Source organism: Chloroflexus sp., from assembly GCF_034435895.1.
Lineage (GTDB): Bacteria > Chloroflexota > Chloroflexia > Chloroflexales > Chloroflexaceae > Chloroflexus.
The window spans coordinates 1-12,251 of sequence record NZ_DAOTWH010000098.1 but is presented as its reverse complement, the minus strand read 5'-3'; the positions used below and the strand labels follow the sequence as shown (position 1 = coordinate 12,251).

Annotated in this window: 15 protein-coding genes and 2 pseudogenes; all 17 read left to right on the top strand. The window is 58.5% G+C overall.

Features of this window, described 5'->3' with window-relative positions; genetic code table 11:
* The first annotated feature begins 215 nt into the window (after nucleotides 1-215).
* On the top strand, nucleotides 216-509 hold the full coding sequence (locus U9R81_RS05940; RefSeq protein ID WP_322494594.1) for a transposase: 294 nt from the start codon (nucleotides 216-218) through the stop codon (nucleotides 507-509).
* Nucleotides 510-612: 103 nt separating this feature from the next.
* Nucleotides 613-1,677 (top strand): type III-B CRISPR module RAMP protein Cmr1, encoded by a 1,065-nt coding sequence (gene cmr1 / locus U9R81_RS05935; protein WP_322494592.1) that lies wholly within the window; start codon nucleotides 613-615, stop codon nucleotides 1,675-1,677.
* 290 nt (nucleotides 1,678-1,967) lie between these two features.
* A complete protein-coding gene (locus tag U9R81_RS05930) occupies nucleotides 1,968-2,408 on the top strand; it encodes a hypothetical protein (RefSeq protein ID WP_322494591.1) in 441 nt (146 codons plus the stop codon).
* A gap of 9 nt (nucleotides 2,409-2,417) precedes the next feature.
* Nucleotides 2,418-2,930 (top strand): hypothetical protein, encoded by a 513-nt coding sequence (locus U9R81_RS05925; RefSeq protein ID WP_322494590.1) that lies wholly within the window; start codon nucleotides 2,418-2,420, stop codon nucleotides 2,928-2,930.
* A 5-nt stretch (nucleotides 2,931-2,935) separates the two neighbouring features.
* Entirely contained in the window at nucleotides 2,936-4,546 is a 1,611-nt protein-coding gene (locus U9R81_RS05920; protein WP_322494589.1) for a hypothetical protein, read from the top strand.
* A 138-nt stretch (nucleotides 4,547-4,684) separates the two neighbouring features.
* On the top strand, nucleotides 4,685-5,833 hold the full coding sequence (locus U9R81_RS05915) for a hypothetical protein (protein WP_322494588.1): 1,149 nt from the start codon (nucleotides 4,685-4,687) through the stop codon (nucleotides 5,831-5,833).
* A 2-nt stretch (nucleotides 5,834-5,835) separates the two neighbouring features.
* Nucleotides 5,836-6,807 (top strand): annotated as a pseudogene (gene cmr4, locus U9R81_RS20030) (type III-B CRISPR module RAMP protein Cmr4).
* A complete protein-coding gene (locus U9R81_RS05900; protein WP_322494585.1) occupies nucleotides 6,800-7,162 on the top strand; it encodes a hypothetical protein in 363 nt (120 codons plus the stop codon). The pseudogene cmr4 and the gene U9R81_RS05900 overlap by 8 nt, the downstream one beginning before the upstream one ends.
* 10 nt (nucleotides 7,163-7,172) lie before the next feature.
* Complete coding sequence (locus U9R81_RS05895; protein ID WP_322494584.1) at nucleotides 7,173-8,042, top strand: hypothetical protein; 870 nt, start codon at nucleotides 7,173-7,175, stop codon at nucleotides 8,040-8,042.
* A gap of 71 nt (nucleotides 8,043-8,113) precedes the next feature.
* Nucleotides 8,114-8,868 (top strand): annotated as a pseudogene (locus tag U9R81_RS05890) (DUF1156 domain-containing protein); the annotation flags it as partial.
* A 120-nt stretch (nucleotides 8,869-8,988) separates the two neighbouring features.
* Nucleotides 8,989-9,546: a hypothetical protein gene (locus U9R81_RS05885; RefSeq protein WP_322494583.1), complete on the top strand. Its 558-nt coding sequence runs from the start codon at nucleotides 8,989-8,991 to the stop codon at nucleotides 9,544-9,546.
* A gap of 65 nt (nucleotides 9,547-9,611) precedes the next feature.
* Nucleotides 9,612-9,818 (top strand): hypothetical protein, encoded by a 207-nt coding sequence (locus U9R81_RS05880; protein WP_322494582.1) that lies wholly within the window; start codon nucleotides 9,612-9,614, stop codon nucleotides 9,816-9,818.
* Between the two features lie 77 nt (nucleotides 9,819-9,895).
* On the top strand, nucleotides 9,896-10,024 hold the full coding sequence (locus U9R81_RS05875) for a hypothetical protein (protein ID WP_322494581.1): 129 nt from the start codon (nucleotides 9,896-9,898) through the stop codon (nucleotides 10,022-10,024).
* 113 nt (nucleotides 10,025-10,137) lie between these two features.
* Nucleotides 10,138-10,452 (top strand): hypothetical protein, encoded by a 315-nt coding sequence (locus U9R81_RS05870; protein ID WP_322494580.1) that lies wholly within the window; start codon nucleotides 10,138-10,140, stop codon nucleotides 10,450-10,452.
* Nucleotides 10,453-10,858: 406 nt separating this feature from the next.
* A complete protein-coding gene (locus U9R81_RS05865) occupies nucleotides 10,859-11,095 on the top strand; it encodes a hypothetical protein (protein ID WP_322494579.1) in 237 nt (78 codons plus the stop codon).
* Between the two features lie 366 nt (nucleotides 11,096-11,461).
* Nucleotides 11,462-11,830 carry a hypothetical protein gene (locus U9R81_RS05860; protein ID WP_322494578.1) on the top strand — a complete coding sequence of 123 codons (369 nt, stop codon included), beginning with the start codon at nucleotides 11,462-11,464 and terminating at the stop codon, nucleotides 11,828-11,830.
* Nucleotides 11,831-12,033: 203 nt separating this feature from the next.
* A partial coding sequence (locus tag U9R81_RS05855) for a hypothetical protein (RefSeq protein ID WP_322494577.1) occupies nucleotides 12,034-12,251 on the top strand: 218 nt, incomplete at its 3' end.

Genomic DNA, 12,251 nt, shown 5'->3' with positions numbered 1-12,251 from the left:
AGCAGCGCGGGCCAAAAGAATGAGCGTCTTTTATCTCGACACCAGCGCCATTGTGAAGCGCTACTTCCCGGAGCCGGGGACGGCCTAGATCTAGGCGCTGGCCGACCTTGGCAGCGGCAATACCCTGCTCCTAGGGGAGTTGACCTTGGCTGAAACCGCTGCGGTCATTGCCGCAAAGCAGCGCGCCTCTGGCGGTATCACTCTTGGCGAACGCGATGCGATCCTGCAGCGGTTCCTACAGCACTGCAATGACGAATATGTGCTGCTATCGCATCGGTCTGCAGACTTGGGTGCGCGCAACGCGCTGGTTGGTCTTGGAGACCGTGAGGCATGCCGAGAAATGCTCCGGGTTTTGGGTGCTGCCGCGCCGCCGGGTCGTCGAGCGCGCGTTCGCGTGGCTCACCCAATGTCGTCGGCTCACCATGGACTATGAACGCTTGACCTCCAGCAGTAAGGCCTTCATCTATCTGGCGATGACGCGCTTGATGCTCAGGTGGCTGGCGTCCTAATGCTTTTCAAACAGGCTCTAAGATATCGATATGGGCATTATGCTAGATAATAATCCGGTTGCGAAGGCGCTTGTGAACTCAGGTGCGAAAGAGGAGATTGGGCATGGACATAACCATTGAAACGCTCACTCCCTTATGGACTGGTGGTGTTGAAACAGGCCGGGTTGATCGCCTTCATGAAACCGGGATTCTCGGTAGTATGCGCTGGTGGATGGAAGCGCTCGTGCGTGGCATGGGAGGAGTGGTGGCTGACCCAACTCAGAACGATAGGAGCGGTTTCGACAAGGAGAAATTTGACCGGTCCAAAGCAACAGAAGAAGCCGCTCGTTTGCGTGAGGCAGGTCTCTGCGACGTTTCTCAGATCTTCGGTGCTACTGCTTGGCGCAAGCGCTTTCGCCTAGAAATCGAAGATCACACACGACCGGACAATGGAGTGCAATCAAAAATCCACGCACAACGCCAGTACGACAGAAATGGACGTAATCAAACGCCCACTTGGTACTTCCCTTCGAGTGCAGATGATAAACCACGTTCAGGTAAGCTTACACTCCGTATACAGAGCTTGCATCCTAACTTCAAACCTTCCATTATCGGTGGTTTGATCCAATTCATTGCTGATTGGTCTGCTATTGGCGCTCGTTCCCAAATGGGATTTGGCGTAATCAAACCAGCAAATGGTCGAATCGACACTCAACCATTGTATGATTGGCTACGCCCTAGGTCTGGAAGCAGAGAATACCTTCAACTTCCTTCGCTGCGCAACATCTTTCTGGCGCGTATTCACGTGCCGGGTGCGCAGGAACAGGCTACGTTCAACCTGAAATATGACCTGCGCCGCTTATTTGCGGCAGACCAGCAGTTACGCCATTTCATTATGGGTACGGTGCAGGGCAATCGTATGGCGTCCAAGATCAAAGTATCGCGGCCTTATGCTGGTGGCCTGCTGCGTGTATGGGGCTGGATCCCTGAACAAGCAACACAGTATCAAAACGGCTGGAGCCGGGACGCAGTTGCGCAGGCCATTCACGATCATCTGGAAAAGAACTATGAGCTTCAGGTCTGGCGTGAGTTCAACTCGCCACGTGACTCAGTGGCGCCGAATAGCCATGATGCGGCGGTGTTTCTGCGTGGTCTGTTAGGGTTAGAGGAGGCGGACGATGCAGCGTGATTATTATGCTTCCCGGCAGATTACGTTGAGCGATAGCTTGGGTGAATTGGAGCAAGCTGCACAAAGGCTTAACCAGGCGAAACAAAAATGCACGCCAACAAGCCGAAAGAGATATGGAACAGGCTGCCAATCAGGCTGTTCAGATTGGGCCTCACCTGGCCTGCCTCTGGTTTGAGGCCAAGGGCTCTGATCTTGACAATGCTATTCGGGATGCCTAGCAGAAAAAGCTTGCTTCAAGTGCAATCCCGGAGGCTTTTCACTTCCTGCCAGACGATGACGCTATCTACCAGATGCCGGCGTTCAGCTTTCTCCTGCGCGTGCCGTTTCGCCTCCGCAAGCCCTACCTCAGTAAAGATGATGCTACCTTCCACCTGCTCGACAACCCGGTGCGCAAGGAGAAGATCTTTCAGGTGCCCATGGTCGCGGCGACAGGCTGGAAAGGTGCATTGCGCGCCGCCCTGTGGCAGTTGAGCTACCGGGAAGATCACGAAGTGACGATACGCCTGCTGGGCAATCCGCGTGAGAGTGACGCAGGGCAGGCTGGTCGACTGCATTTCTTCGCCACCTTCTTTGACAAAATCGGGCTGGAAGTGATCAATCCACACAGTCGGCAGAGCGGTGTTGGCGAGCGCGGGCCGATTCTGATCGAATGTGTGCCTCAAGGTACAACAGGCACACTCCTGCTGCTGTACGTGCCCTTTGGCTCGCTGGATAGGCGCGAGATCGCCTAGGATCTCGAAGTGACGGCTCTGGGTCTTCAAGCGATGCTGACCATCTACGGCTTCGGGGCAAAAACCAGCAGCGGCTTTGGCGTTGTGGAAGAACAGCTCGCCAACCAGGGCAGGCTGCTGATCCGCGCTGTGCTCACTGCTCCAGATGCGCCTGCCAGGACCCAGTCTGCTCCGTCCACTCCTAGACTTGCCCGCTACCTGGAAACACCTACTCGCTTGCACGCTGACTTTCGGCGCCCGGATGGCAGCCTCAAGTCAGCAGCGGAGTATGAGGCGTTTCTCAAGAGCAAGGGACGGCAGTACGGCAAGCAAGAGCGGCAACTCTACGAGAAGGCGCAGAAGTGGTGGGAGCGCGAAGGGCGACAATTGGCGGAGGCCGCCGCGAAGGAGCCGGTAGAGCAACCTGCACCGGCGGCACCTTCCCAACCGCCCGTCACCGAACGAATGTTTACGACCCTGAGCGGCTTGCAGGAACAGGCGCAGCAGGTAGCCGAGCAGTTGCGGAGTGGGGGTGAGGGATGAGCCAGTTGGAGATCCTTGCCCAACATCGTGATGCCCTCTTGCTGGCGGAATCGATCGGCTGGCTGCATGACTATCGCAAGTGTTCAGATGAGCAACTGAAAGTGCAAGCTGCGAGTCCTCAAGGTTCGGCCCTACCCCGTAGTGAAGCACGTACCAGTGGTGGAGCAACCGATCCTAACAGTCTCGCTGGCCGTTACAATGCATTGACCAGTGTAAACCTACAACTGCCCGTTCAATCAAACGCTCGTACTGTAACTAACCTACTCGATGACAACACCTGGAATACCGACCTCTTAGGCAAGTATCTTTCCCGCTGCCATAACACTGCTCACTTCGACAAACAAGATCCGGCTGGCGGAAAGCAGACCTATCCTGGTATTCAGCTTAGCTCTCCATTCGGATTTGAACGCGCAGTTCCATCTGGCCTGACAACCCGGATGTGGGCATTGCCCTGGGCTTCGCTCGCATCATATTCGCAGACCGAACGGCAGAGCCTCTTGTCGGCCTTGCGTGGGCTGTTTTCTCAAGTCGGCGCAGATACACGGCAACCAACCAATGAGGTTGATCTGTGGAGTTGGGGGCTGCTGGTTGGTGCGCTGTACAAAACAGCACTGGCTGGTGTCCTGATATCAGGGAACAATTTGCCCGCCCGTGATCTGCGTTGGCGTTTACTCAGCGTTCGGGTGGATGGACTGGGCTACCTGCTCAATGTTGTGCGTCTTCCTGATCTGCTCAGCAGACAACAGTTGCTGCAGGATGCACTTGATCGGGTTCGTTTACTACTCGAGGAAACCTACCCCCTGGCGAGCGAGGTCTATCGAGATGAGAACGGAAGCCTCTATGTTGTTGCCGATCTGCCTGACCTGCTTAGCTTGACAAACAACCGGAAGGTTCCACTGTCTCAGTTGATACTCCTAGAATTTTCTCAAGCAACGCTGAAGGAAGATCAAAAATTACAGTTGGGTGGCGAACTTGTACCGATGCTGGCAATCGAACCTACATGCTGGTGGGGGCAAGATCCGAGTCGTAATGGCAACGACCAGCTACCAGCTATCAACACGATGCTTTCGCCAGACGTTCGCTCTCAAGCGGATGTCGAAGCGATCGAGGCGTTCTGGACCAGCCGGGTCAATGACATTTGCACGGTATGTGGATTGCGGCCACAGGGCCCATCAAGGAAAGCCACCGAGCGCAATGTGTGCGATATCTGTGAGCAGCGCCGGTTGGAGCGTTCGCAAGCTTGGGCAAGCAAGCAAGCACACAAAACGATCTGGATTGACGAGGTCGCTGACACCAATGGACGGCTGGCGCTGATCGTCGGGCAATTCGATCTTAAGGGATGGCTGGAGGGAAGCCTGCTCGACTCGCTGCTGGTGATTGCTCCAAACGAGGGAAAGACAACAACAAAGACAGCTTCTTTTAGCCGCGTACAGCGCATCTGGCAGACAACGAGACAATTCTGGCAAGATACTAACGCTGAACTGGTTCGATTATTGTCAGATGACCGCCGCCGGGTGCTGCTCTACCTTAATCATCAACCTGATCTTGGCCCTTTCCATGTGTATGAACTCGATCTCGGCTCAACCTCACTGAGTGTGGTTTGGTATCCACCCTAGGCCGATGGGAGCGGTGGCTACTTGATCTCAGCCGACAATCTCAACGCCGTTGCGCGTCGTCTTGGTGCAGAGCGACATATCTATGAAGATGCTGCAAGCGCTGCGATCTGGCTCGAAGATTATCTTCAACAAGAGTTTATGCAGGATAACCGCCCACTTATCCTGCGCAATCCTGAAGCGAGGCCGGGGCAACGCCAGCAGAATCTGCTGGCTGGGCAGCGGCTGATCAGAACTGAGCGTCAGGATACGGCATATTCGACCGCCATTCCAATCCTAGCCGAGCCACGCAGCTTTATGGCCTTGGCGCCTGCTGACCGTTCGCTCGACATCGCACGGCAGATTAAACTCAAATACGAACGCGAGATGGGCAAGGTGCGCAATCGCTTGCCGCTGCATCTCGGCGTTATCTACTTTTCGCAACGCACCCCGCTGCGGGCTGTGCTTGATGCTGGTCAGGCCATGCTCAAACGGACATCGTCAGCCCAATCTTGGCAGGTCGAAGCGATTCAACAGGGGGATCTACCGCCAGATAAACGCCGGCCAGCCGATGGAACGAGCCAGTTTCAACAGACTATCACGATCACGCTTAAGCAGAGCGGCAAAACTACCGATTGGCCTAGTATCGATTGGTATGTGCCCGCTGTGATGGGTGATGGGACAACACCTGATAACTGGTATCCGTATGTCTACTTTGTGCAAGATGCTCGTGGTACGGCCCAGCCAACGGATCGCAAGCGCGCCTTCACCGACACACGAGGCAACTGGCTGCTCCACGCCGGCGATCTCCAAGTAGGTGATCAGATTCGGTTCATGTCGTCTACCTTCGACTTCGAATTCCTCGATACCACCTCGCGTCGCTTCGAGCTTCATTATAGCGACAATGGCCGCCGCGCCAGTCGCTGCACCCGCCCCTTCTACCTCGAAGATCTTGACCGGCTGGACTTACTCTGGTCCCTGTTGAAGCAACTTGAACGGACCCAGCGTTACCGGGTGATCGCCACGATTGAAGCAACTCGTGAATTGTGGTACGGATCACCGGACCACCAACCTGATGATGAGGTTTTCACGCAGTTCGTCCACGATACGCTCGCTGGAGCCGCTTGGCCGCATCAACAACGCTGGGATGAAGTCCAGCATATGTGGGTGGATCGCCCCAAAGCTGATCCCCAACCCGGCGGGTGGCAGAGTATTCCCCCAAAGTGGCGGCAGCAACTGATCCACGCCGGGGTGCGCGGTGAACTGGCTGATCTGCTCGAGTTGCGCATGGAAATTCTGAAGGAGCGCTAACGATGACGACCTACAAACGACAGCGGTTTCTCTTTATGACCACCGATCCGGTGCATATCGGCGCCGGCGGCTACCGGCTTGGTCGGGTGGACAATAGCATTGTGCGTGAGCCGGGTACCCGCATTCCCAAGATCCCCGGTACGAGTTTGCACGGCGCGGCCCGATCCTACGCGGCGCAGTTGTATGGTACGCCTGAAGCTGCCGGGCAAAGTCAAGATAAAGTTGATAATCCTGACAAGAATCCGGTCTGCTACACCTTCGGCTACCTCAAAAAGACGCGACGCAACGGCGACGAAGAGGATACCGTCGGCTATTCCGGCGTGGTGAATGTCTTCGATGCGCAGGTGCTTCTGTTTCCGGTTCACTCAATGGCCGGGCCGGTCTGGGTGAGTACAGTCTCGCGTCTGAATGATGCGGGGTTCGGTGTGAGTGAGCCGCCGGCCAATTGGGCGACTGATGCTGCGTTGCTAACCTAGGAACGCAACGACGCCCTGAACCTTGGCTGGTTGATGGTTAGCGTTGGTGGCAAAGTGAGCATCAGTGCGCCGGATGTATGGAAAGGCACCTCGCGTTGGAAAGCTGTGCGTGAAAAGATTGTCTTGGTTCACGATGCGCTCTTCAGCCAGATCGTGAATAGCAATCTGGAGGTGCGCACCTCGGTGGCGATTGATCCGGAACGCGGGGCCGCCGAAGACAAGGCGCTCTTCACCTACGAGGCGCTGCCGCGTGCGACGTTTCTGACCGCTGATGTCGTGCTGGATGATTACCGTGGTGGCTTCAAAGAGGTTGAACCGAAGCAAGGTGAGCTGTCGCCGGGTGGCGCTTGGTCAGACCCGCTGGACGTGGTCAAAGCCGGGTTGCGCATGATCGAATGGTTGGGCGTTGGCGGTATGGGCACGCGCGGGTTTGGCCGCATGGCGATCGTAGGCGAGCCGATCACGTATGAGTATGGCGAGGAGCACACCAATGCATAACCTTGATCGCTTGGCCGCCCAGCATGCCCAGGCCGTCGTTCAATCAGGTGATCAAAATATCGAAACGACTGTCACAAAGGCTCTGGGCGTCCTCCAAGAAAACGGTGTCTACGCCTGCTTCCTCTATCTGCTGGCGAAAGAAAAGGATAATGGGAAAACGGTTGCTAGGCAGATGCTGCAACTCCTCGATGGCCTCGGCTTTGGATGGGGTCAACCAGATGACCAAGAACCTGAAACGATCTTGAAGTATATCAACGAGAAGGTGAGCATGGATCTGGAGCGACTGCTGCTCGCCAAGGAGACCTTAGAACAGATGCTGATCTATGCCCGCTATGGCGCCAAAGCGCGCAATTGAGGAGTTTCCCATGGCCTGGAATTGCTACGAGGTCGTCTTTCGCCTCCGTACTCCTGCCCACATTGGCCGGGGTAGCGTCGGTAATGTGCAACGCACCCGTCCCTACATCACCGGGCGCGTCTTGTGGGGGGCGCTGACGATGCGCCTGACTCGCGATCTGGCGGGCCAGCAACGGAAGGTTGCCAAAGCGCAGGCATACCGCGACATTGGTGAGCAAGTTCATCAACAACTAACATACACCTATTTCTATTCAGCGACTATGAACGGTGGCTCATATCAGGTGGCTTGGCCCTGGGAGAATCCGTCGCGCTTTCGCTACCGCTTCTTGAGTAGCTACAACAGTACGGCGCTTAGCTACCCCCAGCAGTCGGCGGCAACCGGCATGCTGCACGAGGTGGAGTTTCTTGCTCCGCATACCATCGATACGGGTGAACCTGTCTTTTTTGTCGGCTATATCTTCGCGTCCGGTGGCTGTACCCTACCCTGGCAAGCCGCGTGTCAACGCCTCCAAGTTGGCGGCGAACGCGGCTATGGCTGGGGTGATCTGGCGTTGATCCGTTGCCAACCAGCAGATGGTGATACCCGCCTGTTTGAGCAGGTTCGTTTTGATGGCCGGAACGAGCGCCCGGTGCTCCAGATCGAGGCTGGACAACCCTTGCTGGCCCATACGCTCGCGAACAATATCATCGCTAACGGTGAACTCGAGCCGCTGGTCGGTCGCGAATGGCGCCATCATCCCGGACAGCAGGTGGCGCACTCTGGCGTCTGCTTTGTTCCCGGAAGTACGTTGGATCGAAACTCCACAGCACCTGCATATTTTTCAGTCGAGCGTTTTGGAATCTGGAAACCGCACACAACAGATACTAATAGATACGTGTAGCTTCGGGCGTCTTTTGGGACTATTTCCTATCTTCTAGCTTCTAAATCCCTGTCTTAGAAACGGTCTCCGCTATCCCCACCCGCAAACTCATCGAAGTCGCCCTGCCGTTGGAGGCGATCCATAAAGAAAAGAGTCGGCCCGCGAGAAGTCGATCCGCCACGGCCACCCGAGTACGCTGCACCTCTGGTGGGCGCGCCGCCCGCTCGCCGCATGCCGCGCCGTGCTCTTCGCCTCGCTGGTGGACGACCCGAGCAGCTACCCGGAACGCTTTCCGACCGAGGAGGCTCAGCAGCGCGAGCGCGAGCGGTTGTTCGGCATTATCGAGCGCTTGGTGAAGTGGGAGAACTCGAACAACGAGCATGTGCTGCGCGAGGCGCGCGAGGAGATCCTGAAGCACACCAGCGGCAACCCGCCGCCGGTCTACGACCCCTTCGCCGGCGGCGGCTCGATCCCACTGGAGGCGCAGCGCCTCGGCTTGGAGGCCCACGCCTCCGATCTCAACCCGGTGGCGGTGTTGATCAACAAAGCGCTGATCGAGATCCCGCCGAAGTTTGCGAACATGCCGCCGGTGAATCCAGAAAGTAGGAGGCAGCAAAGAGAAAATAGTGATGGGGAGCATGCATTTCAAGGAATTGATTGTGTGGCAGAAAGCGATGGCGGTAGCGCGGGAAGTCTAGAGAAAATAGCAGCCAGCAATGCGCTATCCTAGGCCTCTATTTCCTATCTTCTACCTCCTACTTCCTACAAAGGCGCCGCCGGTCTGGCCGCTGATGTGCGTTACTACGGTAAATGGATGCGCGATGAGGCTGAGAAGCGCATTGGATACCTTTACCCCAAGGTAAGGCTACCGAAGGAGTACGGCGGCGGTGAGGCCACCGTGATTGCCTAGCTCTGGGCGTGCACGGTGAAGTGCCCCAATCCGGCGTGCGGGGCGCAGATACCGCTGGTGCGGTCATTTGAATTGTCGAAGAAAAAAGGGAAGGAGCATTGGGTTGAGCCGATTGTGGTGAGAAAAGAGGAAATAGAAAATAGTGGTGAGCCTGCTGTGCGCTTTACTGTGCAACATGGCTCCGGCAAGCCCCCCGAAGGCACCGTCGGGCGGCGCGGCGCCCGCTGTCTCTGCTGCGACACCCCCGTGCGGCTGGAGTACATTCGTGATGAGGGCAAAAGCGGTCGCATGGCTGCCCAGATGATGGCGATCGTTGCCGAAGGCAGGGGAGGCCGCATCTACCTCCTGCCAACCGGGGAACATGAACAGGTTGCCGCTAGGCACCGCGATCTCTTTACTCCCCGCCAGCTTGTGGCGCTGACCACCTTCAGCGATCTTGTCGGCGAGGCGCGCGCACTGGTGCGGCGCGACGCTGAACGCGCCGGTGTCGTCCCTGATCCGGCGGCGTATGCCGATGCTGTGGCGACGTATCTGGCGATCGACTGGGATTGGCACCAAGTCAACGCCTACGCCCACGCCTGCGGTCTGCCCTTTCACCCTAGCTACGCCGCCTAGGGCGAGACCCTAGAGACCATGCTCGACCCACACCGCGATGAGCGCTAGGGCCGGGCGCGGCTCTCATGTCGCTGCTGCATCTTCACCCACCCGCGCCACCAAGCCGCCGCGCCCAGAACGACCCGGCCGCTATGGCGTCGGCGATCGCGCGGGTGCGCGCCTACGAACAGGCCAGCGGTTTCAGCTGGCAGCAGCGCGGCCCGATCGATGAGTTAATAGCGGCCGAGCCCGCACCACGCTACCGGCAGCAGCTGTTGCTGCCGACTGACTGATCACGCGCATACGAGGAGACGATATGCACGCAATCCCACCGCCAACTCCCGAGGAGATCCACGCCTAGAGCTGGGAGATGGGCGTCGAGGCCGGGCGCCGCCTAGCCGACGAGAGCGACGCCTTTATCGGCATTACCATCCCCGGTCTCGACGCGCCTGCCGCGCTGGAAATCTACAGCCGCGCCTACCTGCGCGCGATCATCTAGGGCTATCGCACCGCGCTGCGGCGGTATCTGCGCGACCGCACGGATATCGCTGCCGACCAGCGCCGCCGATCTGTCTCTACCACACCGAGGCTCAATCAGAAAGGGGAAGACCGATGACCACGCCAACGTTCATGTTTGATGGCCTGCTCGACGATGACGCGCCGACGACCTTGACTGCCCGCGAGCAGGCGGATGCTCAGCAGGAGCGAGACGATGCGCCGTCAGCGCCGTTAGCGGATCTGGTACGAAGCGCTATCGCTCCTGCTGACCCGGAGGATGGCGACATCCCGACCGATGACCCGGCTCACGCGCCGGCTCTAGACAACACTGCCGGGGCCACCGAGAAGCTGGTGATCGTCGAGGGGCAGACCTTTGTCGCCGATGCCACGATCGACAACGAGACCATCCGTGAGCACCTCATCCGCTAGGGTTTCGTGCACCTCGCCGGGGCCGAGATTCGCACCGGCGCCCGCCAGCACTAGGGGCAGACCATGCCAACCGTCGACTTTATCAAGCGCGCCGGCACCAAGGGCTAGCCGAGCGCTACACCACAACACATCCGCACTGAAGGGCCGGGGATAGCTCCCCGGTCCTTCGTCTTGGAGGAACCAGACCGATGACAACCCCAAATTAGGATTGCCAGTATCACGCGCTGATTGCGCTGCTTGGCGCACTGCTAGCCCAGCCAATCGCGACGCACAACCCGCTGGCCTTGCTCCGGACGCTCTTCGATGGCTCGATGACGATCGAGATGGCGCTGTCGCCGGCGATCTAGGACGCAATCGCCGCCTGCGAGGAACTTGCCTATCAGCGTGATGGAAAGGGAAGAAGCCTATGCTACCGCCTCAACGATCTGCCGGCCATCCCGGCCATCCACGCCATCGACGGCTGGTGATAGTCCGTCGCTCGCGCGACGAGCAGACGCGGGCCGCTGTCCGCAGCGAGCAGTGGGAGGCGACCATGATCGGCCTTCGCGCCGCCGATATCCTACGGCAGCGCTTCGCCGACTTCTACGCAGCCCATGTCGCCGGCCTCACGAGCCGCCCCACCCACTTCATCGGCATCATCTAGGCGCTCTTCTCGCTGATCGAAGTCTGCGGCGTCGAGCTCCCAGACTTCCTCGACATCCGCACCGAGCTGCACAATCCTGCAGCGGCGCTCATTGCGCTTCCTACCCATCTCAAGCGGTATGAAGACGCCCTAGCGGCGCTCGACGAGTGTCGCTGGGCGCTTGAGGCGTTCCACCCGATCGTCTACGGCCTGACCCACGAGATCGAGCCACTCTTCGATGGCGGTCAGCAGAACCTGTTGCTGCTCCTGTTCTGGGTGCTCGCCGACCAGACCACATGGTCGCTAGGGGCCGCCGATATCTAGGATGTCATCGACTATGCCCTCAGCGAGCTGAGCGCGGAGCGCTAGGCTTTTGCCGAGCGCATCGTGCGCCTGCGCGACCAGCGCTGGCCGGGTGACCTGCCGATGGACGAGCTCGCCCGGCAGCTTGACCAAGTGATCTATCGCGAGCTGAACCTAGGTAAAGCCCTCCGCTACGCCTTCGCAGCTACCGGCCTGCAATTCGCCGATTTCACCTTGGAAGAGCTCGACGAGATGGGCTGGACCGGGATGGACTGGTACAGCGTTGACTTCGCGACCATTGCCGCTGAGCAGGCCGAGGCCCGCGACTTCCTCCAGCACTACTATGACCTCGACAACCTAGTATCAGCTCAGCCCGAGGTCTTTGATGAGGTGGTCGCGCTGCTGACCGAGGCAGTTGCCCGTCTTGAGACGCCGCCTCCGACGAGCGCCTGACGGCGTTCACGGCGCTCAGTCTGGGCCATTCGAGCCCTCCCGATCACCTTGCATTGCTGCAAGGTGACCTTTGTTGCTGCGTTCCGCGCCCTGATGCCCGAAACACCGCCATTCCTGCCTACAAGAAAGCCGACCGAATCGAAGCGCCATGCCGGGTGCTGTCGAGGCAAGGTCGCCTTCGGTTCGTAGATGGAGAACGATGGATGAATACCCAAAAAGAAGAGCTGCCGGCACTACGCCGGCGGCCTTGGCTCCGCCGAAAACCCCGCCCGATCCGCCAGACCATGGTCATCGACTGGGCGCCGGAGGTTCAAATCGGCATCTTCGAGGATGCGATCTACCTGACGCGCCGGCAGGGCCGCGGCTGGGTCACCTACCCGATCAGCCCCGAGGATCTGGCTGCCGCACTGAGCAAGCTCCC